Source organism: Marinimicrobium sp. C6131 (assembly GCF_026153455.1).
GTDB lineage: Bacteria > Pseudomonadota > Gammaproteobacteria > Pseudomonadales > Cellvibrionaceae > Marinimicrobium.
On record NZ_CP110629.1, the window covers coordinates 450,748 to 475,811 of the forward strand.

The following is a 25,064-nucleotide window of genomic DNA, read 5'->3' on the forward strand; positions in this document are numbered from 1 at the left end:
TCCCTTTTGTCATGTTACTGTAACAAAACTGTCATCTAGTGCTGTTAGCATGCACGCGCTTTCGTCGAAGTCCTCTGATTGGGCGTTCGACCGAGATTCTCCGGCTCAGGATTGATGCACTATGTCAGAGCGACCCTCCACCCCGGCACACCGGGGAAGCTTAATGCCCAATGCGGAGCAGCGCGCCCGTCTGCGCAAGGTACGCAAACTCAAAGACAGCCTGTCCCGCTACGGGGTGGGAACGGCCGGTATGATGGTGGTTGGCGCCCTGGCGTTGATCTTCATCTACCTGTTCTCGGAAGTGGCTCCATTGCTGCGCAGCAGTAGTATCGAGCCAACGGCCGATTACCCTTTTGCATTGACCAGCCCGGCCGATCCGTCGGCCCATCTGGTACTTGAGCGCTACGAGGAGATGGGGGCGTCGTTCAGCGAAGCCGGTCAAGTGCACTTCTTTAATGTCGACTCCGGGCTGGCGATCAAAACCTTCGAAGTTCCTCGCAATGAAGGCGTGGCGGCAACGGCGGTCGACACCAGTGTGCCCAACCAGCAACTGGTGGCTTACGGCTTCTCCGATGGATCGGTGTCTGTTGTTCAGGAGTCTTACAGCCTCAGCTATCCGAATGACCAACGACTGGTAACTCCGGGGATGGATTACCCGCTGGGTGAAGAGCCCGTCACTCTGGACGAGCAGGGCCGCGCATTGCGCGAGGTCGCCGTACAGAGCACGGATGCCGGCATTATGGTGGCGGGCGTCACTGAGGATAATCAGATCCTGGTGGGACGCTACCGGATGAACCAGGGGCTGTTCGGCAATGGGGGTAGTGTGTCCGGGGACAGCTATTCCGTGCCCTCATTACCCGGTGGTGCTCAGGTGAAGCATATGATAGCCGATGCCGCCGGCCGATTTTTGGTGGTCGCGGATGATCGGGAACAACTGCATTTTTATCATGTCGAGCGGGCCGAGGATGCCCGGTTGATCGAGACCCTGCCGACCGAGCGCGGACAGGTGACGGCGCTGGAATTTCTGGTTGGCACGCTGTCGGTGATCGTTGGCACTGAACAGGGTTCGGTCAGCCAATGGTTTATCATTCGGGACGATAACAATCAGTTCCACCTGGAGCCGGTGCGGGACTTTGGTTCCCTGTCGGGTTCGGTGACCGCTATCGCACCGGAATACACCCGAAAGGGGTTCGCGGCCGGTGACGATCAAGGCAATGTCGGCCTTTTCTACGGTACCTCGTCCAGCACACTGGTGATTGAGCCGGTCACGGATCAACCCATTTCGCAACTGGCATTGTCGCCCATTAATGGCCGCTTGCTGGCGCTGGACAATGACCAGCGGCTGCACATCGCCTCGGTCTGGAATGAGCACCCGGAAATCTCCATGAGCTCGCTCTGGCAGAAGGTCTGGTATGAAGGCCGGCAGCAACCCGAGTACGTCTGGCAGGCTTCCTCTGGTGCGGATGACTCCGAGGCGAAAATGAGTCTGGTGCCGTTGTCCATTGGCACGCTCAAGGCCGCTTTTTACGCGATGCTGTTTGCCATTCCCCTGGGTGTGATGGGCGCCATCTACACGGCCTATTTCATGACGCCCAAGCTGCGCGGCGTGGTTAAACCCACCATTGAGATCATGGAAGCCCTGCCGACGGTCATTCTGGGTTTTCTCGCCGGTTTATGGTTGGCGCCGTTTCTGGAAAATCACCTGCCAGCGGTGTTCAGTATTCTGATTTTCCTGCCTTTCACTATGTTGGCCGTAGGGTTGTTGTGGAGCCGGTTGCCGTCGGCGATTCGCAGCAACGTCCCGGAAGGTTGGGAGGCGGCCATTCTGATTGTCCCCATTCTGTTGACCGGATGGGCCTGTATCGCCATCAGCCCTCATGTCGAGGTGTGGTTCTTTGATGGCAGTATGCGCCAGTGGTTGACCAACAACAATATTGACTACGATCAGCGCAACGCCCTGATCGTGGGTATCGCCATGGGCTTCGCGGTGATTCCCACCATTTTCTCGATCGCCGAAGATGCGGTGTTCAACGTGCCCCGCCATTTGACTCAAGGATCCCTGGCGCTCGGGGCGACCCGATGGCAAACCGTGGTGGGCGTGATTCTGCCTACCGCCAGCCCGGGTATCTTCTCAGCCGTGATGATGGGCTTTGGTCGAGCGGTGGGGGAAACCATGATTGTGTTGATGGCCACCGGCAACAGCCCGGTGTTGAATTTCAACATTTTCGAGGGTATGCGCACGCTCTCCGCCAACGTCGCGGTGGAGCTGCCGGAAACCGCCATTGGCAGTACGCACTTCCGGGTGCTGTTCCTGGCCGCCCTGGTGTTGTTGGCCCTCACGTTCGTGGTCAACACCCTGGCCGAAGTCGTTCGCCAGCGTTTGCGTAAACGCTACAGCAACCTGTAACCATTGGGAGCCTGATTGATGAAAGCCTGGTTTAAAAGTGGTGCCCCCTGGGTATGGCTGAACGGCGGTGCCGTGGCGCTGTGTATGATTATGGTGGTGGGCTTGTTGGGGCTGATTGCCGTTCGAGGTTTTGGCCATTTCTGGCCCGCTGACCTGGTACAGATGTCGGTGCTGGATCGCGACGGCAAGCGGCAGGAAGTGTTGGGAGAACTGGTGCGTAAAGAAGTGATTCCCGCACGAGTGGCTCGCACCAACGGCTATACGGTCAGCGAAGATGTACCTCTGGTCACCCGTTACCTGATCAAGCAGGGAAATCGCGACCTCGGTAGCGATTTCCAGTGGTATCTGGATGTGGGCATGGGCGAGTGGCACTATCCGGAGAACGCCATTGTGGTCGAGCGCCGCGAGTGGGGTAACTTCTATGGCTTTCCGGTGGCATTGCGAGAGCACGGCGAGGTGATCAGTCAGCTGGGTGACGCCCATTTCTGGACTGAAGTGGAAGCCCGAGTCGAACGCAGTGTTGAGCTGCATAAAGAGATTCGCCGCAAAGAGAAAGTAGAGATTGGTAGCATCAACCACAAATTGGAGCGTCTGCGCCTCGAGCGCCGCCGTCTTGAGTTGCGGGGCGCCCCCCCGGAAGAGGTGGCCGAGGCGGAAGAACAGTTTGCAGTTGAACGTGAGGCGTTGAATGAGGAATACCGCCGGATCAAGGCGGAACGCGACGCGATCTATGAGCAGATCGAGCGGGACAGCTTTGATGTCGAGACCGTGAACGGGCAGGAGAAAACCATTCATCTGCACAACATCGTGCGCGTGACCCGTTCCAATCAACTGGGGGTGTTTGGCAAGCTGGCACACTACATGGACCGGTTCTGGGAATTCCTGACCGAAGAGCCCCGCGAAGCCAATACCGAGGGCGGTATTTTTCCGGCGATTTTCGGCACTGTCACCATGGTGATAGTGATGTCGATCATGGTTACCCCGCTGGGCGTTCTGGCCGCCATTTATCTGCGGGAGTACGCTCGCCAGGGTACCGTGCTGAAGCTGATCCGTATTTCGGTGTACAACCTGGCCGGTGTGCCCTCGATTGTTTACGGGGTCTTCGGTCTGGGCTTCTTTGTCTACTTCCTGGGGGGCAATATTGATGAGTTGTTCTTCCCCGCATCCTTACCGGCCCCGACCTTTGGTACGCCGGGTTTGTTCTGGGCGTCTCTGACCCTGGCGCTGCTGACTTTACCGGTGGTGATTGTCTCCACTGAAGAGGGGTTGGCGCGTATTCCCAGCACCATTCGCCAGGGTAGCCTGGCCCTGGGAGCAACCAAGTCGGAAACCCTGTGGAAGGTGGTGGTGCCTCTGGCCACACCGGGCATGATGACCGGGCTGATTCTGGCCATCGCCCGTGCCGCCGGTGAGGTGGCACCCTTGATGCTCGTCGGTGTCGTCAAACTGGCGCCGAGCCTGCCTATTGACGGCAACTACCCGTACCTGCACCTGGATCAGAAAATCATGCACCTCGGGTTCCATATTTACGATGTCGGGTTCCAGAGTCCGAACGTCGAAGCCGCTCGTCCGCTGGTTTACGCGACGGCGCTGACGCTGGTGTTGCTGATCGTCATACTGAACCTGACAGCCATCAAAATTCGCAACACGCTGCGCGAAAAGTATCGCAGCGCCTCCGATTGATCGCGGGAGCCTAGCATGTTAGAAGACACTATCAAGCAAAGCGGGTCATCAACGGCACCCGACCAACAAGCACACGTGGGCGCGCCCCGCCCTCAGACACAGGGTAATGCCATGGCATTCGAAGACGAGACCATCAAGCTCGAGGTCAATAACCTGAATTTGTACTATGGGGATAACCGTGCCCTGAAGGACATCAACCTGAAAATTCCCGAAAAGAAAGTGACCGCTTTCATCGGGCCGTCAGGCTGTGGTAAGTCGACGCTCCTGCGCTGCTTCAACCGGATGAATGATCTGGTGGATATCTGTCGTATTGAGGGCGAAATCCTCATGGATGGTAACAATATGTACGACAAAAACGTCGATGTTGCCGAGTTGCGTCGCCAGGTGGGCATGGTGTTCCAGAAGCCGAATCCCTTCCCGAAATCCATTTATGAAAATGTGGCGTACGGTCTGCGGTTGCAGGGCGTGAAATCCCGCCGGGTATTGGACGAAGTGGTGGAAAAGTCCCTGCGTGGTGCAGCCCTGTGGGAAGAAGTCAAAGACCGGCTGCACGACAACGCCTTTGGCCTGTCCGGTGGTCAGCAGCAGCGCCTGGTGATTGCCCGGGCCATTGCTATCGAGCCGGAAGTGATCCTGCTGGATGAGCCGGCTTCGGCGCTGGACCCCATTTCGACGCTCAAGATCGAAGAGCTGATTTACGAGCTCAAGGATCAGTACACCATTGTGATTGTGACCCACAACATGCAACAGGCCGCCCGGGTTTCGGACTATACTGCATTCATGTATATGGGCGATCTGATCGAGTTCGGTGACACCGATTCGCTGTTCACCAACCCGACCAACAAGCAAACCGAAGACTATATTACCGGCCGGTACGGCTAGGAGGAGCACCCATCATGGTCATGGATATCAAATCTCATACCCATCATATCTCCCAGCAGTACAATCTGGAGTTGGATGAAATCAAGACCAAGCTCTCAGAGATGGGTGGGTTGGCCCAACGTCAGGTAAACGACGCGATTCAGGCACTGATCGATGCCGATGCCGAGACTGCCGAGCGGGTGGTTCGGGAAGATGATGACGTCAATGATATGGAACTGGATATCGACGAGGATTGCGTGCGTATTCTGGCGCGTCGCCAGCCGGCCGCCAGTGATCTGCGACTGGTGATTGCGGTCACCAAGGCCATTACCGATCTGGAGCGGGTCGGTGATGAAGCGAGCAAGATCGCCAGGCAGGCTATCGCCTTGAGTGGAGACGGCTCTACACCCCGCGGCTACGTGGAAGTCCGCCATATCGGTGGTAACGTTTCGCGGATGCTGAGCGACGCTCTGGATGCGTTCGCCCGACTGGATCTTGATCTGGCACTGAGGGTGGTGGAAACGGATAACACTGTGGATATGGAATACAACTCCGCCATGCGTGAAATGCTCACTTTCATGATGGAGGATCCGCGTAACATTTCCCGTGCCCTGAACATCATGTGGAGTCTGCGGGCTTTGGAGCGGATTGGTGATCACGCCCGCAACCTGGCGCAGTATGTGGTGTATCTGGTGAAGGGTGAAGATGTGCGCCACGAATCCTATGACGAGATTCAGGAACAGATCCAGGACGACCACGAATAGTCCCTCAGGCGGTCAGGGCCTGAAGCACCCACAGGCCCAGCGTGACCGTCACCAACCCGAACACGGTGGACTGGACGATCATGGTGGCGGCCAACGAGGCATTGCCGCCCATCGCTCGCACCATGACAAAACTGGCGGTGGCCGTGGGCGATGCGGCCAGTAGAAAGACCACGGCCAACGCCTGTCCGTCCAAGCCCAGCGCCAACGCGAGCAAGACACCGACCAGAGGTGAAACAATCAGCTTCCAGGTGGTGGCCGCCAGGGCGCCGCCGCCCACTTGCCGTAAGGACTTCAGGTCCAGAGCGCCTCCTACACAGAGCAGAGCCAGCGGCAGGCTCATTTCTCCCAGATAGCGCCCCGCGCGCTGAGCTGGCTCCGGCATGGGCCCCTGAATCCATCCGTAAAACAGCCCGGCGACAATACCGATGATCAATGGGTTACGCACCACACCCGAAAACACGCCCCGCATGCCCCGGCGGCTGTCCAGATCCCGGTTCAGTGCAATCACCGAAAGCACGTTATAGAGCACAATCGTAATGGCGATGGGTAGGGCGGCCATGGCCACGCCACTTTCTCCGTAAGCATTGGCGCAGTAAGCCAGACCGATGATTACCAGGTTGCCCCGGAATGCCGCCTGGGCCAGAACGCCGCGGTCCCGCCGGTCACGCACAAAGCCATCGGCGGTCAGCAGGCTCAACAGGAAAATGATGACCGCCCCGGCCACCACCGCGAACAGAATTCGACCGTCGGCAGTGGCGCCGAAATCGGTAGTTGCGCTACTGAAAAACAGCAGGACCGGCAGGCCCACCGCAAACACCAGACGTGATGCCGTGTTGATGAAGGTTTCATCAATCATGCCGATGCGGCGCAAGGTCGCACCAAGAATCACCATCAGAAAAATCGGTGTCGTGACCGAGAGGGAGAACAGAAATGTCGATAGCAGATTGGTGCTGTCCAAGTGCACTCACCGGGTTGAGAGCGACAAAGCCCGACAGGGGTGCCGGGCTTTAAAGACTACCACGCTATCTCCCCGACTGGCTCACTTCGGGACGTCAAACGGGAAGTAGTCTTTCGCGTTGTTGAAACTGATATCCTGGATCATACCGCCCACCATTTTCAGGTCGTTGGGCACCGTACCGGCGGCCATATCGTGGCCGAGAATGCGGCACAGCAGACGCCGGAAATATTCGTGGCGGGAATAGCTCAGGAAACTGCGGCTATCGGTCAACATCCCGACAAAACGGCTCAACAGCCCCAACTGACTCAGGGCCTCAATCTGCCGCTTCATCCCATCGAGCTGGTCCAGGAACCACCAACCACTGCCAAACTGCATCTTTCCAGCGGAGGAACCATCCTGGAAGTTGCCGATCATGGTGGCGATCATCTCATTATCGCGCGGGTTCAGGTTGTACAGAATGGTTTTGGCCAGACGGTCGTCGTTGTCCAGACGGCCGAGGAATTTCGACAGCGGCTTGGCGTAGTTGTGGTCGCCAATCGAGTCGAAACCGGTATCCGGCCCCAGGTCGCGGAACAGGCGCGGGTTATTGTTGCGAATTGCCCCGATGTGATACTGCTGGACCCAGCCTTTTTCGTGATCCTGACGGGCGAACTCCACCAGCATGGCCGAGTAGAACTTGTCCAGCTCGGTCTGGTCGAGGTCCTTGCCGCCGCGCACTTTGGCGAAAATCGCTTTGATTTCGGCGTCAGTATAATCTTCGGCGTGGACGGTTTCCAGCCCGTGATCGGACAGCCGACACCCTTGTTCATGGAAGAAATCATGGCGCTTTTGCAGGGCGGTCATCAGATCGTCGTAATTATTGATCTGCACGTCAGCCACTTCGCCCAGCCGGTCCAGATAGGTATTGTAACTCTGGGTGTCTTCGGCGGCCATGGCCTTGTCCGGGCGCCAGGTGGGCAGCACATTGGTGTTGAAATTGCTGTCTGCGGCAATGGACTGGTGATGGCGCAGGTCATGGGTCGGGTCATCGGTGGTGCAGATGACCTTAACATTGGCCTGGGTGATCAGGCCCTTGGCACTGAATTCCGGCGTCGCCAGCAGTTCGTTACACTGGTCCCACACCTCGCGGGCATTCTCGCCGCTGAGCAGCTTGTCGGTGATGCCGAAGGGCTTCTTCAGTTCCAGGTGGGTCCAGTGATACAGCGGGTTGCGCAGGGTGTTCGGTACAGTTTCGGCCCAGGCCTGAAACTTCTCCCAGTCGCTGGCGTTACCGGTGCAGTACTTTTCACTGACACCATTGGAGCGCATCGCTCGCCATTTGTAATGGTCACCGGCGAGCCAGACCTCGGACAGGTTCCTGAACTGTTTGTTTTCGCCGATCTGATCCGGGGGAAGGTGACAGTGGTAGTCAATGATCGGCATGTCTTTGGCGTAATCGTGGTACAACGCCTTGGCCTGCTCGGTGTCGAGCAAAAAATCGTCGTGGATAAAAGTCATTCTCACAATTCCTCTCAACACACAAAAGCCGTCACCGGAGGCCGGGCAGACCCCAATGTCGGTTGTGCAGTCGGTTTAGGCAGCGCCCACAGCGAGAACCGGAATCCGGCCCCAAATTGCGCTGTACTGCGTGTTTACTGCCAGGGTTGATTATTGTGCGATGGTGTCCATCGCGTTTTGTCCCGGGATCACCCAGTGGGCCCGGCGCCGCTTATGATGCGGATCAGCGCCAGTTTACCTCCTGAGTAAGCAAATATAAACAGTCATTGTTCGGGGGGATGCGGGGCTGTAAGTGCCTGCTAACAATAGAGGCCAATTATATCAATGTTATGGTCATCGTGAAATAAAGCGGCGCTATTTCGCCGATAGCGAGATTCTTGTACCGTCTGTCCGGTTTCCGGCCCATCCTGAGATGATCTTCGTTGCCCGCTTTAACAGGGGCCGCTGCGAGGTATACAATGGAAAGTTAACCATCCAAGTGTCCGCTGTCCCGCCTATCCTGCGGGATAGGTGCTTAACAGGAGAGTCGAATTATGGCCCGTACCCCTTCCAACATGCTTCCTCTGGGCACTGAACTGCCCGATAGCACCTTGCCCGATCCCGCCGGGGAAACCTGGAAACTGAGCCAGCGCATGGGGGATAACGGACTGGTAGTGATGTTTATCTGCAATCACTGCCCCTTTGTCCTGCATATAGCGCCGTTCCTGGAAACACTCAATGATCGGCTCAATGAAATGGGTATCCGCTGTATCGCCATCAGCTCCAACGATGTGAAGGAGTACCCGGCGGATTCTCCGCAAAAAATGGCTCAATTTGCCAAGGAGTACAAGCTGGCGTTCCCATACCTCTATGACGAAACCCAGCGGGTGGCCAAATCCTTTGATGCGGCCTGTACCCCGGATTTCTACCTGTTTGACCGGAACAAGCGACTGGTTTATCGGGGTCAACTGGATGACAGCCGTCCGGGTAACGATATTCCGGTGACCGGGAAAGACCTGCTGGCGGCGGCTGAATTGGTCGCCAGAGGTGAGCATCCCCCCGAGGATCAGCAGCGTCCCAGTCTGGGTTGCAATATCAAATGGAAAACCTGATTTTCAAATAAGAAAATCAGTCCGTATGTTAAATTTTGTGTCTGGAGGGATGAGTCAGTCGTCCCTCCTGCTCCATCCGCGGGGTACGGCCGGATTCGCCGGTTGTCCGAATCGGCTTTGTTTTATGTGCCAGGAACCCGCCTTCTGAGAGGACTCATCGGTCCCGCCTGTTTCTACGCCATCTGTGGCGAATGTCGCGTGACTTTTCACTTCATGCCTGAGCGTCCTTTTCTTCTTTGCAATTTGTGATCTCCCTCTCGTCCCGCAAGCCGTTCTGCATTTTTCCCTGAAGCGCTGTCGATATACTTTTTGGTGAGTGGACGCTTTGGCCCGGGTCAGGGCCGGAAACTCGAAGAAGTATAAGACTGACGCCGCATACACAGTGGTATTCGGTAGGGACTGGTGGGTATTTCAGGTCCGGTATGCGGTGCACTATGCCTTGATACTTTTCTCGCATAAAAACCCGGAAAGGAGATAATTTCCCATGACGTTTTCAAAGATAAAAACAATCAGTGGCGCTTTTTTGTTGGCAACCGGATTAATGGTGGCCCCGCTCACCCACGCTCAATCCGTTCAATGCGATTACGTGGTTCAAAGTGATTGGGGCGCAGGCGCCATTGCGAGCATCCAGGTGACCAATAACGACACCTCGGCGATCGATGGCTGGCAGGTGAGCTGGGAGTATGAGCACAGTACCATTACCAATCTGTGGAATGCCGAGCTGGAGGGGGCCAATCCCTACCGCGCGACCAATCTGGGCTGGAATCAGTCGATCCAGCCAGGGCAGTCCATCGAATTTGGTTTTCAAGTGAGTCAGAACGGCGAAGCGGAAGTGCCGGAGCTGTCCGGTGCTCTCTGTGGTGGGGCGAGCTCGTCCAGTAGCTCGCAGTCCTCATCAAGCAGCTCGATCAGTAGCAGTACCTCTGTTTCGTCCAGCTCTTCGAGCACCTCCAGTTCCTCGGTGGGCAACCCCGACGGACCGACGGCCGTGGAACTGACCGAGCGGATGGGTGTGGGCTGGAATGTCGGCAATTCTCTGGACGCCATCGGAGGCGAAACCGCCTGGGGGAATCCCGAAATTACCAGGGAGTTGATTGAAGCGGTAAAAGCGGCTGGGTTTGACACGCTCCGGGTTCCGGTAGCCTGGAGTCAATTCTCCGATGCCGATAACTTCGTTATCGAGGAAGCCTGGAAGGAGCGTGTCGAGGAAGTGGTCAACTACGCGCTGGACGCGGATCTGTATGTGATCATGAACATCCATTGGGACGGTGGCTGGATGCAGCCCACCTACGCCGATCAGGCGTATGTGAACAATCGCCTGTCCATCATGTGGACACAGATCGCCGAGCACTTTGAAGCCTACGATCATCGACTGTTGTTTGCCGGTACCAATGAGGTAATGGTCGAAGGGGATTACGGGACACCAACCGAGGAATACTACACCGTCCAGAACAGCTTCAATCAGACCTTTGTCGATACGGTGCGCGCGACCGGCGGCAACAACGCCGACCGGTATCTGGTGGTTCAGGGGTTCAACACCAATATTGACCACACCGTGAACTTCGCTGAGATTCCCGAGGACACCGTCAATGATAGGCTACTGATGGAAGTGCATTACTACGACCCTTACAACTTCACGTTGAACGAAAACAGCACTATTACCCAGTGGGGCTCCATCGCCACCGACCCGAATGCCACCGAAACTTGGGCCAATGAATCCTACGTGGATGATCAGTTCCAACGGATGCAAACGAACTTTGTTGATCAGGGCATCGGGGTCATCCTGGGCGAGTATGGCGTGATTTCACGGCAGAATGTCGAGGGTCATAGCACCTACCGTAATTATTGGAATGAATACATCACCCAGTCGGCTCTGGAGCATAATATGGTGCCGGTGTACTGGGACAACGGCTATGCCGGGAACGGCGGCTTCGCGCTGTTTGACCGCTACAGCGGCGCCATTATTGAGCCGGAACTGGTGGATGTGCTGGTGGGTGGGGCCGACTGACCGCATCGTCCGTAAACTCGCACTGAAAAGCCGGGCGCATAAGCTGCGCTCGGCTTTTTTTGTTATTTAGCGGCACATTTCACCCAAATGGGGTATGCCATTTGACGCTGTGACGCATAAAATTGCTTGTAAACCTGACACAATGCGGAGCAGTTGAAATGAATACTTGGGGATGGATCAAGAGCCTGGGCGTTCTCGCCCTGGTGGTGATATCCGGCTGTGTGGCCGAGGACGATGAAGGAGAAGATACCCGGACTCTGGACAGTTCAGGCGGTGGTAGCTGTTCGTTTCAGGAGTTGGTAACCGCCTCTGACCGGGATGCGGCCAACGCTTGTGGGACTCAGGTGTCGACCCAGTTTCTGGCGGCAGATGCTTATTATCAGCAAGCACTGGAACTCTGTGCTGAAGGTTATCAGAGTGAGGCCGAAGAGGTCTATGGTAACTATGAAACTCAGGTAAGCTATGCCCGTGACGTGGCGGCCGGCTTTGACTGCGGCAGCGGCTCCTCCGGTGGCGGTGGCGTCAGCGTTGAAGACACCAGTGAACAGATTTACTACAACCTCTGTGTCGGGCAGACCACCGAGGCCATCTATGCGAGTTGTTATGGGCCTGTTCAGTACGGTGACAATGACTGTGGCCAGAATACTGACGGTGTCTCCTACAGCTACTTGACGAAGTATGATTCCCGAGCAGAGTGCATTGGCGAACGGGATGACTACTTGGCAAATTACTAGTTCAGAGCCGCTTCCCATGAAACAACTGGTTACTTTGGTTACTGTCGTGTTTATTGGTGTGAGCGCTTTCAGTTTGGTGCGAGCCTTGTATCAGGGCGGTGACGAGCGCGCAGGGACGCCGCCGCTCAAGGTCCCGGTTGAGTCAATATCGGAGCGACCGGAAGACGGGGCCTCGGTGCGGAGCGCAACCGCTCCGGTCGAGGCCCCCAGGGAGGACGCTCAGGCGAGTCGATCGGTTGCGGCGTCGGGAGAGCGTCGGCTTCTCCACGACGATCTGAGTTTGGGGATTGCGCTGGGGTTCACCCGCGAAGAAGCGCTGGCGCTGATTCAACAGGCCGACCCGGAACAGCTCGAGGCCTTCTTTTCACGGCGCTCTCATATTACCGTTGACTGGCTAAACCGGCAGGGACTGGGTGTTGAGCATCTGCGAGAACTTTACGCCCGCTGGGCGGCGGGAACCCCTCCGGAGCTCGCCCCGGATACCCCGGGGGCGCTGATATTCAGCCGCTACCGCTCAGGTCGGGACGGCCGGCCCTACCGGGCCCAGAACCGCTTCAGTGCGCAAGACCGGACGGTCTACCTGCACTACCAGGTGCCGACTGAGTACCAGCAGTCGTCGGTGATCATTCGGTGGGCGCGACAGGACCAGCCGGGCCTGTCCCACTTTGACTACCATCCGTTAACGGACGACACCGGGTTGCGTCAGGAGGCCTGGGTGCGTCCCCGCCAGGGGTGGGAGCCCGGCACCTACCGGGTGGAAATCTACGGCGCCGAGCCTTCGCTGCCGCTGATCGCGCAGCGGGACTACGAGGTTTTGCCCTGAAGACAAACGTTATCGCGAGTGCAGCGAGTTATGGACCAGGGGTATCCTTTTACTTCGGGGACTCGGCGCTAATGCCCTTTAACCTTGTGATCAGTTGACTCAACTCGTCTGCGGGCAGTGCCGCATTTCCGTAAAACCCCTGAAACTCATCACACGCCTGTTCCTTCAGAAATTCGTATTGCTCGGACGTCTCCACTCCCTCTGCGATGACGTTCAGGCTCAGGTTCCGGCCAACGGCAATGATGGCTTCCGTCAAGCCTCGATCCTCAACGCTTCGGGTCAGGTCCTGGACAAAAGAGGAGTCGATCTTGATGGAATCCACCGGGAATTGCTTTAAGGTGGATAAAGAGGAGTAGCCTGTTCCAAAGTCATCAATCGCGACACGGACGCCCATCGATTTAAGCTCTTTCAGAATGTCCACCGTGGTCTCTACGTCGCGCATCACCATGGTCTCAGTAATCTCGATCTCCAAGAGCTCGGGACTCATGCCAGTGTCCTGAAGAGCCTGCTTGATATCATCCAATAAGCTCTCATCGATGAATTGGCGGGCCGATAAATTGATGGCCATGTTCAGTGGAGATAGGCCGCTCTTTTGCCATTCGACGTTCTGTTGGCACGCGGTGCGCAATACCCAACGACCGATGGGAACAATCAGACCGTTTTCCTCGGCAACTGGAATGAATTGCATGGGCAGAATCAATCCCAACTCCGGATGCTGCCAGCGGAGCAGGGCCTCGACACCGGTAATCTGGCCGCTCTTCATGTTGCGTTTGGGCTGGTAAAACAGACGGAATTCGCCACGCTCCAGGGCGTGTCGCAAGCTGGATTCCAGAGTCAGCCGCTCCAGGGAGTCCGTGTTCAGGGAGTCGGAGAAGTACTGAAAATTGTTCTTTCCCTGCTCTTTGGCATGGTACATGGCCATGTCCGCGTTCTTCATCAATGTCTGTTCGTCGTTCCCGTCTCTCGGGAAGAGGGTGATGCCAATACTGACGGTGACTCGGAACTCCTGTCCCGCCAGGGTGAATGGCTTTCCGCAAGCGACGAGAATCTTGTCAGCGACCGGTGCCACTTGCTGTGGGTCGGGAATGTTGGGCAGCAAGACCACAAACTCATCGCCACCGAGGCGCGCTACCACGTCGCTCTCTCTCACCGAGTGAGAGAGGCGTCGAGCAATTTCCTGTAACAGATCATCGCCCGCATCGTGACCGAGAGAATCATTGATGTGCTTGAAACGATCAAGGTCCAGAAAGAGTAGGGCAAATTGACGTTCGTAACGACGAGCTTCGTGCATTGATTGTGTCAGTAAACGACTGAAGTATGCCCGGTTCGGTAAGTCAGTCAGACTGTCATGAAAAGCCAGGTATTCCACTTTCTGTGCGTGGAGTACACGCTCCTGCATGGCTTGTTGCCGCGTCCGTTGCAGTCGCCAGCTCAGAAATCCGAGGATGGCAGCAACACCCATCAAGGCCACGCTTGCCAGCGTTGCCCGCCAAAAGTACTCGCGTTTTGTGGCCAGAGCCGGTTCCAGCTTTTCAGTGTGAGACAGCCCAACCAACACCGAGAGGGGGAATTCAAACAGTTCACGTATCACTGTATAGCGTTCGACTCCGTCCCAGGGGTGATACATCAACGGCGCCAATGAAGGGTCTTCAAGTTTTGGAAGCTCCCCGATAAAAATGCCCATCGGTGTGCCAGTGCTGATCGCATCTCCACTGCGGTAGACCCGGAAATGGTTGTCGCTGGCTACGAGTCCAAGCGCGCCCATATCGCCCAGGGTGGCGTTATCGTAACCACTGACGAAATAATCCGCGTGCACCGCCAGTGCGACAACGCCGGAGGCTTGATTCTGGTCACTACCGATACCTCGGGCAAAATAAAGGAACGTTCCGGCCTCGGTATCGATGGGGCGGCTGAGCGTCAATTGGTTGGCATTGAGCGCTTCCTGAAAGAAGGCGTGTTCTTCAGGGTGTTGCAGCCTGAAGTTGCCATGGGTTGCCAGAAGACTCCCCTCAGGACTGAGAACGGCTATGGAGAAGAGTAAACTTGGAGGCAAAAGGTCCCGTTCACTGAGTTCGTGCATGGCGGCTTCGGGCGTCTGACGCTGTGTGTCGTATCGGACCAACTTGAGTGTCTGGTCGATTTCGCGAAGGGCGCGAATCACCTGGGCTTCATAAGTGTCTGCCACATCGGTTGCCATGGAGGCCGTGTTCCGGGACGCGGTCCTCATAACGTCGTCGGTAAGGTGGACGGTGGCTGCCCAGATGAGACTCAAACCCAGTAGCGCGAGTGAGCTGATCAATACGGGGGCTTCCAACCATTTAGACGTTTTTTTGCTGGAGGCCGCGTTAGCTTGGGTGTCTGGATCAGTCTCAGTCATAGGGTCACGACCCTATGGTGAGAATGCGCAGGCTATCGGGGACCGCTTCTGGAGCCATGTAGCCAATGGTATTGGGGTTGCGGTTTAACTCTTTGGCCATATCGGCATCACTGCTCACCGATTTGGGTGGCTGGCCGCGGCCGGTAAAGATCAGACGGGACCAATGAGACCGAATTTGTGCCGGTGTTCGTCCGAGGTACTGCTGATAGAATTCACCGTGAGCCGGGGTCTGCTCTGTCTGGTCGATGGGGCGGATGGATCCGCCACCCGGTAGCTGAGTGAGACGCCCGAGGTAGATATCGCTCAGTTGAAGCAACGTCAGCTCCCGTATGGGGCTTTCGTTTGGAACCACCACAACGACTTCAGCGTAGACGAGGTTTCCAAGCGTACTCAACAGCCCGGTCATTATTATCTTTTTGAGAGATAGCGGCATGGGCAAGTCACCTAGAAGACAAAGTCGACAGTGGTGCTGAATACAGAGACGGGCTCGTCTCCCTCAAAGCCGGGCTGCGTGTTCGATAGTACACCGCGCGTTCCGCGTCTCAGGTCTATGCGGTCGTACTGAACTTTCAGAGCAACGCTTGGAGCGAAATCCCAGCGTGCACCGACTGCAATGCGGCTCTGGTCGGAGGTGTTCTGTGACAGCAGCAGATTCAATGTTTCATTTAAAGGCTGGGCCTGCGGAAAAGGCAAACCCGGATGAGATAAATCACCTTTGGCTCGTTGGTCTGCGAAGGTCAGATAGGGGGTCAATGATGCGACCCGAACCCCGCCGGTCAGGTACCAGCCCCGGTGCTCGCCAACGAAGGATCGGGACCTGTTGTTGGCCCACTCTCCCAGGATAAACCAGGTGCCGGGATCGTACCGTCCGCCGACACTGACAATGCGCACGGTGGTGTCATCGAGATCAAATCGGTCCGCGATGTACTCGCCCTCGGGGCCAAAAGCGCGGAATCCGTCAAAGAAGGGCGTCAGTACATCCACGGTCAGGTCTGTCTGTGAATAACCCGCGAATAACGTTGTGTCTCGCCACTCCAGTGTGTTCGCCAGGGTAAAGGAATCGTCCGATTCCAGCTCAAATCCGTCGGGCAGGTCGGTGGTCTTCTTTCCGAAAAGCAGATGCAACGTGTTGGTGACCTCGTTGAAACGGCTTTGATAAGAAACGTCGATACCATCGGAGTTGGTAACGGGAACCAGATTGTAGACCTCCGCGGGTGGCCGAACGCTAGGGTTGGCATAGCCGACTTTCCGGTACTCGGACGTCATAAATGATGGCTGCACCGTTCGTCCGATGCGAACGGTAAGTTCGGGCGTAACGTCGTAGCTCACATTGGCCCATTCAACCTGTGGGTCAAAGGAGCCATCATGACCCTGTTCCGAGACCACCTGAAGGACGGCTTTGAATTTCGAAGCAAAATTTGCGGTCAGTTGGACGCCCACCTTGCTGTCTACTTTCAGGCTCCATTCATCACTGTACCCAGCCCCTTCATCGGCGAGTAGCCCTGTGGTGAAATCCGCCTGATCTTCATCGGAGTGTGCGACCCCGAGCGTGCCGAAACCATTGATATTCCAGGATGGAGCGGTGGCGTCGCCGCGGACAGGAAGCGCGATGAAGGACACTATGAGTAGCACGTGGCTCAAGCGAATAGCCGGGAGTTGTTTCATTGAAAGCCTTGTACTGACGGTAATGTTATTAGTTTCAGGCAACATGCGGAAATTCATGACGCCTTTTTGTCTGTGTTCAATAGGGGTTAACGAAGGACTTGCGCTTGAACATCCTGGTATGTTGGGGTGAGTATAGCATCCAGACTGTCGGCTGCCAGTTGATTGGGCCCGCCACCAGGGCGGGCTTCAGTACGCGGGCGGCGTTAGCGCTGCTCCCGCTCAATCGCCCGATAGGCGATATCCTTGCGGTAGAAAACCCCATTCCAGTGGATACGATCGGCCAGGGCGTAGGCGCGCTGTTGGGCTTCGCTGACGGTATTACCCAGGGCGGTGGCACACAACACCCGGCCGCCGCTGGTGACGACTTTACCGGAGACGGTCTTGGTACCGGCGTGGAATACGCGCTCACCGGGGGTCTCTTCGGTAGGGAGACCGCTGATTTCGTCGCCCTTGTTATAGCTGCCCGGATAACCACCGGCGGCGAGCACGACGCCGACCGCGGCACGGTCGTCCCATTCGGTATGGGCCTGGTCGAGTCTGCCTTTGAGTGCGATCTGGCACAGCTCGGCCAGGTCGGATTTCAGTCGCAGCATGATCGGCTGGGTTTCGGGGTCGCCGAAACGGCAGTTGTACTCGATCACTTTCGGCTGACCGTCCGGGGTGATCATCAGGCCGGCGTACAGGAAGCCAGTGTAGGGGTTACCCTCGGCGGCCATGCCTTCCACGGTCGGGACAATCACCTGCTGCATGATGCGCTCGTGCACCTCGGGGGTGACCACCGGGGCCGGGGAGTAGGCGCCCATACCGCCGGTATTGGGGCCGGTATCGCCTTCACCCACCCGCTTGTGGTCCTGGCTGGTGGCCATGGGCAGAATGTTTTTACCGTCCACCATGACGATAAAGCTGGCTTCTTCGCCGGTGAGAAATTCTTCGATCACCACGCGGCAACCGGCATCCCCAAAGGCGTTACCGGAGAGCATGTCGCGCACGGCGTCCTGGGCCTGATCCAGGGTTTCCGCCACGATCACGCCCTTACCGGCGGCCAGGCCGTCGGCCTTGACCACGATGGGCGCACCCTTCTCTTCCAGGTAGGCCAGGGCGGGCTCCACCTCGGTGAAGGTCTGGTAATCCGCGGTGGGGATCTGGTGGCGGGCCAGGAAGTCTTTGGTAAAGGCCTTGGAGCCTTCCAACTGGGCGGCGCCTTTGGTGGGGCCGAAGCAGGGCAGGTTGCGCTCGGCAAAGTAGTCCACCACGCCTTCCACCAGCGGCGCTTCGGGGCCGACGATGGTCAGCGCCACGTCATTGTGCTGGGCGAACTCTGCCAGAGACGGAAAATCCAGTACGTCGATATCCACGTTGACCAGGTTTTTTTCCAGGGCCGTGCCGGCGTTACCGGGCGCCACGAAAACTTTGTTGACCTTGGGGCTCTGGGCCGCCTTCCAGGCGAGGGCGTGTTCACGTCCGCCGCCGCCGATGACCAGTAGGTTCATGTTGACTCCTTAATGACGGAAATGGCGCATGCCGGTGAATACCATGGCGATGTCGTGCTCGTCGGCGGCGGCGATCACTTCCTCGTCGCGCATGGAGCCGCCGGGCTGGATCACCGCGGCAATGCCGGCGGCGCCGGCGTTGTCCAGGCCGTCGCGGAACGGGAAGAAGGCGTCCGAGGCCATCACTGAGCCCTTCACTTCCAGGCCGGCGTGCTCGGCCTTGATGCCGGCGATGCGCGCGGAGTTGACGCGGCTCATCTGGCCGGCGCCGACACCGATGGTCTGGTTGTTTTTGGCGTAGACGATCGCGTTGGATTTCACAAACTTGGCGACCTTCCAGGCAAACAGCAGATCGCGGATTTCCTGCTCGCTGGGCGCGCGCTTGGTGACCACTTTCAGGTCCGACTCGGCCACCATGCCGTTGTCGCGATCCTGCACCAGCAGGCCGCCGTTGACGCGCTTGTAATCCAGTCCGCCGATGCGCTCGGCGCCCCACTGGCCGCAGGCCAGCAGGCGGACGTTTTTCTTGGCGGCCACGACCTGCACGGCCTCATTGGATACGGTCGGGGCGATAATCACTTCGACAAACTGACGCTCGACGATGGCCTGGGCGGTGGCGCCGTCCAGCTCGCGGTTGAAGGCGATGATGCCGCCAAAAGCGGATTCCGGGTCAGTGGCAAAGGCCAGGTCGTAGGCGTCTTTCAGGTTGGCCGCGGTCGCAACGCCGCAGGGGTTGGCGTGCTTGACGATCACACAGGCGGGCTGCTCAAAACTCTTTACACACTCCAGGGCGGCGTCGGTGTCCGCCACATTGTTGTAGGACAGCTCTTTGCCCTGCAACTGCTTGGCGGTGGCGATACTGGCTTCAGCGGGGTTCTTCTCCACATAGAAGGCCGCCTTCTGGTGCGGGTTTTCCCCGTAGCGCATCTCCTGGGTTTTGTGGAACTGGCTGTTGAAGGTGCGCGGGAAGTGCTCGCTGCCCCCCTCGACTTTGCGACCAAAATAGTTGGCAATGGCGCCGTCGTAGGCGGCGGTGTGTTCATAGGCCTTGATGGCCAGATCAAAACGCAGGTTCAGACTGGTCTTGCCGTCGTTGGCATCCAGCTCGGCCAGAATGCGCGCATAGTCGCCGGCATTGACCACAATGTTGACGTGGGCATGGTTCTTGGCAGCGGCGCGGACCATGGTGGGGCCACCAATGTCGATGTTCTCCACCGCGTCTTCCAGGGTGCAGCCGGGTTTGGCCACGGTCTGCTCGAAGGGGTAGAGGTTGACCACCACCATGTCGATGGCATGGATGCCGTGCTCGCTCATGACCGCGTCGTCCTGTCCGCGCCGGCCGAGAATGCCACCGTGCACTTTCGGGTGCAGGGTTTTGACCCGTCCGTCCATCATCTCCGGGAAGCCGGTGTAGTCGGAGACTTCCACGGCGGGAATGCCATTTTCCTTGAGCAGGCGGAAGGTACCGCCGGTGGACAGGATTTCCACACCGCGCTGGTGCAGCGCCTGGGCAAATTCCACAATGCCGGTTTTGTCTGAGACGCTGATCAGCGCACGATTTACGGGTGCTAGGTCGGTGGTCATGGTCGGTGAGTTTCCCCCAATGCCGATGTCAATTCAGGTGAGTTACAAAAGCAGAGGGGGTGGTTTTATGCCACCCCCTCGGAATTCGGGTTGCCTCGCTCAGAGCAGGTCGTACTGCTTGAGCTTCTTGCGCAGCGTGCCACGGTTCAGGCCAAGCACCTGCGCGGCGCGGGTCTGGTTGTGACGGGTGTACTTGAGGACGATTTCCAGCATGGGCGCCTCAACTTCGGCCATCACCATGTTGTACACGTCGCTGACGGGCTGGCCGTCGAGGTTTTGAAAGTAGTTCTCCATGGCCTGTTCCACACAGCCGCGCAGGGACTGTCCGTGTGTGAGCGTATGGGCGTGGCCCGTATCGCCCATGGGGGCCAAAAAGTTTTCTGCTGTGTTCATGCCGCTTGATCCTCTTGTTCTATCAGCTGTTCGAAGTACTTCAGAACGCTGTCGAGTTGTTCTTGTGCGTTGTCCATACGGTTAAAAGCCTGACGAAACGGGTCGCTACCGGGTACCGTCTGCAAGTACCAGCCGAGGTGCTTGCGAGCGATGCGCGGGCCCAAATAGTCGCCATAAAATCCGTAGAGGTCACGCAAATGACTGCTGAGAATGTCCCTGACGTCAGTCAGTGACGGTTCGGGAATCGTTCTACCGAAGCGCAGGTAGTGATCGATTTCCCGAAAAATCCAGGGGCGCCCCTGGGCGGCCCGACCGATCATGACGGCTTCGGCACCGGTCTGGTCGAGCACCTGTCGCGCCTTGTGCGGAGTATCGATATCGCCATTGGCGAATACCGGGATCGTCACCGCGTCCACGACCGCGGCAATGGTGTCGTACTCCGCTTCGCCCTGATAGCGATCGGCGCGAGTCCGGCCGTGTACGGCCAGGGCCTGAACGCCGATGTCCTCCGCCATGCGTGCCACACGCACGGCATTGCGGTTGTCCCGGTCCCAGCCTGTGCGAATTTTCAGAGTGACCGGCAGGTTGGTCGCCCTGACCACCGCCTGCAGTATATCGGCCACCAGAGGCTCATCTCTGAGTAGCGCGGAGCCGGCGGCCTTTTTGCACACTTTCTTGGCGGGGCAGCCCATATTGATGTCGATAATCTGGGCACCATTGTCCGCATTGAGCCGGGCGGCATCGGCCATCATGGCCGGTTCTCCTCCGGCAATCTGCACCGAAATTGGTTCCGCCTCGCCGGCGTGGTCCAGACGTAGCCGACTTTTGCGGCTGTTCCACAGGCTTGCGTCCGAAGTCACCATTTCCGAGACCACCAGGCCGGCGCCCAGTCTCCGACAGAGCTGCCGAAAAGGACGATCCGTCACACCTGCCATGGGCGCGAGAATCACCTGGCTGTCTATTTGATGGGAACCAATACGAAACACGCGACTCACCTGTTCGAGGGTCTCAATGGCCGTAACCGACAGCCCCGGAAAAGGTTGGCTATGATACCCGTTTGGCCCCGGATTGGGAACGAGCAAAATGGCCGAATTGATGTTTTTTTGACCGGTTCCCCCCCGCCCGGGCAAACGGAGGAGGGTGGGGAGGCGATCAGTGAGGAATGTAGGCCCGGTAGTTGACGGCGCTCGCGCCGGGGTCGACCAGCTCCAGCGTCAGGTGCACTGGCTGGTTGCTGGGCATCAGGGTACGGCCCGCCAGCTCGCCGGACAGGTACTCTGCGGGGGTGAATTGGCGCGCCGCCACCACCTCGTCGTTGAGGTCACTGAATTCCAGAACCAGACCGGGGAAGGGTTGATCAAAACGGGCCGTGTTGAGCAGAATCGCATCGACCATCAGGGCACCTTCCCGCTCGGGGTGATTACGGACCACCAGGTTGTAGGCACGGATCTGGCGGCGATCGACCAGTTCGGGCAGTTGGCAACCCACCAGGGGGCATACGGTCGCATACAGGGTTCGGTAGGGTTCCGCCCGGCTCCAGCGGTCGAACTGCAGCCAGGCGACCTGTACGATCAGGGCGACCGCCGCGAGTGCGACCAGCGATGGCCATAGCCAGCGCCGGCGGCGGGTTTGTCGGTGGGTCCAGTTCATTTCCACCGGTTCGGGGTCGATGTTCATCAGCAGCGCTGAGCGCTCAGGGTCATGGGCGCGTATGCGCTCACCGCCCTGGTAGTCCTCTACCTGCTCAGCATCGCTGCTGGCGAGGTGGAACTTGATGTGCTCCCCGGGTGGTGGTGGCTCCGGCTCTTCCATCAGCTCAAAGTCGGACGGTACGCCCGAGGTGGGCTCTGGGACCGGTTCGACCCGAACACTGGCCGTCTGCTCTTCCTCTTCTTCGAGCAGGCTCATGGCCCAGGACTCATCCGTGTCGTCGCCGGACTCCGAGGCATCTTCTTCCTCGGGGCGAGGGGTTCGCTCGAACAGGGAATGCGTGCTGTGCGAGCGGGATTGTTCGCCGACACCAAACGGATCGTCTTCACTCTCGGGGCGGGACTGGTCCATATCATCACTGATCAGAAAGTCATCGTCATCAAGGGCGCTCGACTCCTGGTCGATTCGCGACTGGTCAAAGCGCAGCCCGGTGTCCCTGGATTTCTGGTCAGCGCGCGGACGCGCCTCTTTCGGCGCATGGGGTGCCTTGGGGGCGGCGGGTTTGCGTTCCGCTTGGGTGGGGGTCGGTCTGTTTTGCGTCGGTTTTTGGGCTGGGCGGCGCACCAGAGCCGGCTCGACCGCTGGCGCCTTGGCACCCACCAGATGGTCCCGCGCCTTGAAGATATGCAGACAGGCTCCACAGCGCACGGCCCCGCGCGCTGACTGTAACTGCGCCGGGGTGATCCGGAACGAAGTCCCGCATTGCGGGCAGCGGGTCACCAAGTTAGTCGGGGCCATGATTGTTCAGTGTTCTCCTCACCCGGAACGGGGGCGTTACGGGCGTATTTTGGTGCCGGTCAGTCTCACCCAGCCGTCTTGTTCGGCCACCGGGTCAAAGTCAAACCAGGGGCGATAAGCCTCCATCACGGTGTCGGCCTGATTGGCCAGAATGCCGGAAAGGCAGATCTTGCCGTCAAGCCGGGTCATGCGCTGCAGTTGTGGCGCAAGTTCAACCAGAGGGCCGGCAAGAATGTTGGCCAGCATAATATCGGCCGTCACCTCGGGGCATTGTCCGGGCAGATAGACCGGCATGGCATTTTCTGGCAGCGCGTTGCGTGCCGCATTGTCCCGGGTGGCGGTAAGCGCCTGGGGATCAATATCCACTCCCGTCACCCGGTCGGCACCGAGCAGCAGCGCCGCAACTCCCAGAATGCCGGAGCCACAACCGAAGTCCACAAGGTCCAGACCGTCGAGCCTCTGTTGGTCGAGCCACTGCAGGCACAGAAAGGTTGTGGGATGGGTGCCGGTACCGAACGCGAGGCCTGGATCGAGCATCAGGTTGACCTTGTCGGGCTCCGGAGGTTCCTGCCAACTGGGGCATATCCAGAGCCGCTCGCCGCAACGAATGGCCTGGTAGTGGCTCATCCACTCCCGCTCCCAGTTCTTGTCTTCGAGCTGCTCCCAGCGGTGTTCGGGCAATGGCTGGCTCCAGGCCGTGGCCAACCGTTCACTGACGGTGCGGGTGTCGATGTCGGCATCGTACAGACCGGTCAGACGCACCTGATCCCACAATGGGGTTTCCCCCAGGGCGGGCTCCAGAATGGGCTGATCGGCGTCGTCTTCCAGCGTGACCGACACGGCGCCGCTGGCCAGAAGAAGGTCTTCCAGCCCCTCGGCGCTATCCCGGTCCGTGGTCAGTTTCAGTTGCAACCAGGGCATAGGCGTCAGCTGGACAGCTTTTTCTCCAGGTAATGGATGTTGACGCCGCCTTTGCGGAACTCGTCGTCCCGGACCAGCCACTGCTGCAGCGAGATATTGGTGCGAATGCCGTCGATGATGGTCTCATCCAGGGCGTGACGCATGCGGTTCAATGCCTCTTCCCGGGTCTCGCCGTAGGTGATGATCTTGGCGATCATCGAGTCGTAATTCGGCGGCACCGAGTAGCCACTGTACAAGTGAGAGTCCACGCGCACGCCCAGACCGCCCGGCGGATGGAAATTCTTGACCTTGCCCGGGCAGGGCATGAAGGTTTTGGGATCTTCGGCATTGATACGGCACTCGAAGGAATGACCGCGAATCACCACATCTTCCTGCTTGATGGACAGTTTCTCGCCCGCACAGACGCGAATCTGCTCTTTGATGATGTCGATACCGGTGACCATTTCCGAGACCGGGTGCTCCACCTGAATACGGGTGTTCATCTCGATGAAGTAGAAGTTGCCGTCTTCGTACAGGAACTCGAAGGTACCGGCACCTTTGTAGCCCATCTTGATACAGGCGTTGACGCAGGCCTGGGCGGTTGACTGGCGAACGTCTTCAGGGATCCCGGGTGCCGGCGCCTCTTCAATCACCTTCTGGTGGCGGCGCTGCAGTGAGCAGTCGCGGTCGCCCAGGTGTATGGCGTTGCCCTGGCCGTCGGACAGCACCTGGATTTCCACATGACGCGGGTTCTGCAGGAACTTCTCCATATACACCGTATCGTCGCCAAAGGCGGACTTGGCTTCGTTCTGGGTGATGTGGATGGAGTTCATCAGCGAGGCTTCGGTGTGCACCACACGCATCCCGCGACCACCGCCACCGGCGGCGGCCTTGATGATGACCGGGTAGCCGATCTGTTTGCCCATGGCCAGGCATTTCTCGCGATCGTTGGCGGGCAGCGGGCCATCGGAGCCGGGTACGGTCGGCACGCCGGCCTTTTTCATGGCGGCAATGGCGGCGACCTTGTCACCCATCATGCGGATGGTGTCGGGGTCCGGGCCAATGAAGACGAAACCGCTTTTCTGAACCTGCTCGGCGAAGTCGGCATTTTCGGCCAGAAAGCCGTAGCCGGGGTGTACCGCCACGGAGTCGGTCACTTCCATCGCACTGATGATGGCCGGGATGTTCAGGTAGCTCTGGGGCGACGGGTTGGGCCCGATGCACACCGACTCATCCGCCAGGCGAACGTGCTTCAGGTCGCGGTCGATGACAGAGTGAACCGCGACGGTCTTAATGCCCATCTCTTTACAGGCGCGCAGAATGCGCAGGGCAATCTCGCCGCGGTTGGCGATCAAAACTTTATCAAACATAAACCAAATCC

20 protein-coding genes are annotated in these 25,064 nt (G+C 58.2%); 8 read left to right on the top strand and 12 right to left on the bottom strand.

Translation table 11 applies throughout. From position 1 onward, the window contains the following. The first annotated feature begins 121 nt into the window (after positions 1 to 121). From OOT55_RS01960 to phoU, 4 genes are all read left to right on the top strand, one after another. Entirely contained in the window at positions 122 to 2,407 is a 2,286-nt protein-coding gene (locus OOT55_RS01960; protein ID WP_265367486.1) for an ABC transporter permease subunit, read from the top strand. 18 nt (positions 2,408 to 2,425) lie between these two features. Next, a complete protein-coding gene (gene pstA / locus OOT55_RS01965) occupies positions 2,426 to 4,090 on the top strand; it encodes a phosphate ABC transporter permease PstA (protein WP_265367487.1) in 1,665 nt (554 codons plus the stop codon). 111 nt (positions 4,091 to 4,201) lie between these two features. After that, positions 4,202 to 4,972 (top strand): phosphate ABC transporter ATP-binding protein PstB, encoded by a 771-nt coding sequence (gene pstB / locus OOT55_RS01970; RefSeq protein ID WP_265368770.1) that lies wholly within the window; start codon positions 4,202 to 4,204, stop codon positions 4,970 to 4,972. A 20-nt stretch (positions 4,973 to 4,992) separates the two neighbouring features. Next, positions 4,993 to 5,715: a phosphate signaling complex protein PhoU gene (gene phoU, locus OOT55_RS01975; protein WP_265367488.1), complete on the top strand. Its 723-nt coding sequence runs from the start codon at positions 4,993 to 4,995 to the stop codon at positions 5,713 to 5,715. Between the two features lie 4 nt (positions 5,716 to 5,719). Here the strand turns inward: phoU and OOT55_RS01980 are convergent, their stop codons facing one another. Together OOT55_RS01980 and uxaC are read right to left on the bottom strand one after the other, a co-directional pair. Next, the gene (locus tag OOT55_RS01980) at positions 5,720 to 6,673 is read right to left on the bottom strand and encodes an AEC family transporter (RefSeq protein WP_265367489.1); all 954 of its coding nucleotides are present in this window, start codon (positions 6,671 to 6,673) and stop codon (positions 5,720 to 5,722) included. An 81-nt stretch (positions 6,674 to 6,754) separates the two neighbouring features. Continuing rightward, complete coding sequence (gene uxaC, locus OOT55_RS01985; RefSeq protein ID WP_265367490.1) at positions 6,755 to 8,170, bottom strand: glucuronate isomerase; 1,416 nt, start codon at positions 8,168 to 8,170, stop codon at positions 6,755 to 6,757. A gap of 533 nt (positions 8,171 to 8,703) precedes the next feature. Here uxaC and OOT55_RS01990 point away from each other — a divergent pair. The 4 genes from OOT55_RS01990 (at position 8,704) to OOT55_RS02005 (ending at position 12,826) form a co-directional block, all read left to right on the top strand. After that, the gene (locus tag OOT55_RS01990) at positions 8,704 to 9,261 is read left to right on the top strand and encodes a thioredoxin family protein (protein WP_265367491.1); all 558 of its coding nucleotides are present in this window, start codon (positions 8,704 to 8,706) and stop codon (positions 9,259 to 9,261) included. Between the two features lie 484 nt (positions 9,262 to 9,745). Beyond that, on the top strand, positions 9,746 to 11,269 hold the full coding sequence (locus OOT55_RS01995) for a cellulase family glycosylhydrolase (RefSeq protein WP_265367492.1): 1,524 nt from the start codon (positions 9,746 to 9,748) through the stop codon (positions 11,267 to 11,269). Between the two features lie 158 nt (positions 11,270 to 11,427). After that, entirely contained in the window at positions 11,428 to 12,003 is a 576-nt protein-coding gene (locus OOT55_RS02000; RefSeq protein WP_265367493.1) for a hypothetical protein, read from the top strand. 16 nt (positions 12,004 to 12,019) lie between these two features. Then, positions 12,020 to 12,826, top strand: a complete 807-nt coding sequence (locus OOT55_RS02005) for a hypothetical protein (protein ID WP_265367494.1) — start codon at positions 12,020 to 12,022, stop codon at positions 12,824 to 12,826. 49 nt (positions 12,827 to 12,875) lie between these two features. Here OOT55_RS02005 and OOT55_RS02010 read toward each other — a convergent pair whose 3' ends face one another. The 10 genes from OOT55_RS02010 to accC form a co-directional block, all read right to left on the bottom strand. Then, on the bottom strand, positions 12,876 to 15,023 hold the full coding sequence (locus tag OOT55_RS02010) for a putative bifunctional diguanylate cyclase/phosphodiesterase (RefSeq protein ID WP_265367495.1): 2,148 nt from the start codon (positions 15,021 to 15,023) through the stop codon (positions 12,876 to 12,878). 184 nt (positions 15,024 to 15,207) lie between these two features. Then, positions 15,208 to 15,636, bottom strand: a complete 429-nt coding sequence (locus OOT55_RS02015) for a hypothetical protein (protein ID WP_265367496.1) — start codon at positions 15,634 to 15,636, stop codon at positions 15,208 to 15,210. 11 nt (positions 15,637 to 15,647) lie between these two features. Further along, positions 15,648 to 16,925, bottom strand: coding sequence for a porin (locus OOT55_RS02020; RefSeq protein ID WP_265367497.1), 1,278 nt, complete (start codon positions 16,923 to 16,925; stop codon positions 15,648 to 15,650). Positions 16,926 to 17,071: 146 nt separating this feature from the next. Next, entirely contained in the window at positions 17,072 to 18,358 is a 1,287-nt protein-coding gene (gene purD / locus OOT55_RS02025; protein ID WP_265367498.1) for a phosphoribosylamine--glycine ligase, read from the bottom strand. 9 nt (positions 18,359 to 18,367) lie between these two features. After that, positions 18,368 to 19,942, bottom strand: coding sequence for a bifunctional phosphoribosylaminoimidazolecarboxamide formyltransferase/IMP cyclohydrolase (gene purH, locus OOT55_RS02030; protein ID WP_265367499.1), 1,575 nt, complete (start codon positions 19,940 to 19,942; stop codon positions 18,368 to 18,370). Between the two features lie 99 nt (positions 19,943 to 20,041). Further along, positions 20,042 to 20,305: a DNA-binding transcriptional regulator Fis gene (fis, locus tag OOT55_RS02035; protein ID WP_265368771.1), complete on the bottom strand. Its 264-nt coding sequence runs from the start codon at positions 20,303 to 20,305 to the stop codon at positions 20,042 to 20,044. Positions 20,306 to 20,331: 26 nt separating this feature from the next. Next, the gene (gene dusB / locus OOT55_RS02040; protein ID WP_265367500.1) at positions 20,332 to 21,321 is read right to left on the bottom strand and encodes a tRNA dihydrouridine synthase DusB; all 990 of its coding nucleotides are present in this window, start codon (positions 21,319 to 21,321) and stop codon (positions 20,332 to 20,334) included. A gap of 166 nt (positions 21,322 to 21,487) precedes the next feature. Beyond that, a complete protein-coding gene (locus OOT55_RS02045) occupies positions 21,488 to 22,783 on the bottom strand; it encodes a DUF3426 domain-containing protein (protein ID WP_265367501.1) in 1,296 nt (431 codons plus the stop codon). A 36-nt stretch (positions 22,784 to 22,819) separates the two neighbouring features. Next, positions 22,820 to 23,704, bottom strand: coding sequence for a 50S ribosomal protein L11 methyltransferase (gene prmA / locus OOT55_RS02050; RefSeq protein ID WP_265367502.1), 885 nt, complete (start codon positions 23,702 to 23,704; stop codon positions 22,820 to 22,822). Between the two features lie 5 nt (positions 23,705 to 23,709). Then, complete coding sequence (gene accC, locus OOT55_RS02055; RefSeq protein ID WP_265367503.1) at positions 23,710 to 25,053, bottom strand: acetyl-CoA carboxylase biotin carboxylase subunit; 1,344 nt, start codon at positions 25,051 to 25,053, stop codon at positions 23,710 to 23,712. Between the last annotated feature and the right edge of the window lie 11 nt (positions 25,054 to 25,064).

Excerpts from the sequence above, each read along its gene's own strand:
- phoU (WP_265367488.1), top strand. The coding sequence starts at position 4,993 with ATGGATATCAAATCTCATACCCATCATATCTCCCAGCAGTACAATCTG.
- accC (WP_265367503.1), bottom strand. The coding sequence starts at position 25,053 with ATGTTTGATAAAGTTTTGATCGCCAACCGCGGCGAGATTGCCCTGCGC.
- purD (WP_265367498.1), bottom strand. The coding sequence starts at position 18,358 with ATGAACCTACTGGTCATCGGCGGCGGCGGACGTGAACACGCCCTCGCC.
- OOT55_RS02005 (WP_265367494.1), top strand. The coding sequence starts at position 12,020 with ATGAAACAACTGGTTACTTTGGTTACTGTCGTGTTTATTGGTGTGAGC.
- OOT55_RS01990 (WP_265367491.1), top strand. The coding sequence starts at position 8,704 with ATGGCCCGTACCCCTTCCAACATGCTTCCTCTGGGCACTGAACTGCCC.
- prmA (WP_265367502.1), bottom strand. The coding sequence starts at position 23,704 with ATGCCCTGGTTGCAACTGAAACTGACCACGGACCGGGATAGCGCCGAG.
- OOT55_RS01995 (WP_265367492.1), top strand. The coding sequence starts at position 9,746 with ATGACGTTTTCAAAGATAAAAACAATCAGTGGCGCTTTTTTGTTGGCA.
- fis (WP_265368771.1), bottom strand. The coding sequence starts at position 20,305 with ATGGGCGATACGGGCCACGCCCATACGCTCACACACGGACAGTCCCTG.
- OOT55_RS02010 (WP_265367495.1), bottom strand. The coding sequence starts at position 15,023 with ATGGCAACCGATGTGGCAGACACTTATGAAGCCCAGGTGATTCGCGCC.
- OOT55_RS02020 (WP_265367497.1), bottom strand. The coding sequence starts at position 16,925 with ATGAATTTCCGCATGTTGCCTGAAACTAATAACATTACCGTCAGTACA.
- OOT55_RS01960 (WP_265367486.1), top strand. The coding sequence starts at position 122 with ATGTCAGAGCGACCCTCCACCCCGGCACACCGGGGAAGCTTAATGCCC.
- purH (WP_265367499.1), bottom strand. The coding sequence starts at position 19,942 with ATGACCACCGACCTAGCACCCGTAAATCGTGCGCTGATCAGCGTCTCA.
- OOT55_RS02000 (WP_265367493.1), top strand. The coding sequence starts at position 11,428 with ATGAATACTTGGGGATGGATCAAGAGCCTGGGCGTTCTCGCCCTGGTG.
- uxaC (WP_265367490.1), bottom strand. The coding sequence starts at position 8,170 with ATGACTTTTATCCACGACGATTTTTTGCTCGACACCGAGCAGGCCAAG.
- OOT55_RS02045 (WP_265367501.1), bottom strand. The coding sequence starts at position 22,783 with ATGGCCCCGACTAACTTGGTGACCCGCTGCCCGCAATGCGGGACTTCG.
- OOT55_RS02015 (WP_265367496.1), bottom strand. The coding sequence starts at position 15,636 with ATGCCGCTATCTCTCAAAAAGATAATAATGACCGGGCTGTTGAGTACG.
- pstB (WP_265368770.1), top strand. The coding sequence starts at position 4,202 with ATGGCATTCGAAGACGAGACCATCAAGCTCGAGGTCAATAACCTGAAT.
- pstA (WP_265367487.1), top strand. The coding sequence starts at position 2,426 with ATGAAAGCCTGGTTTAAAAGTGGTGCCCCCTGGGTATGGCTGAACGGC.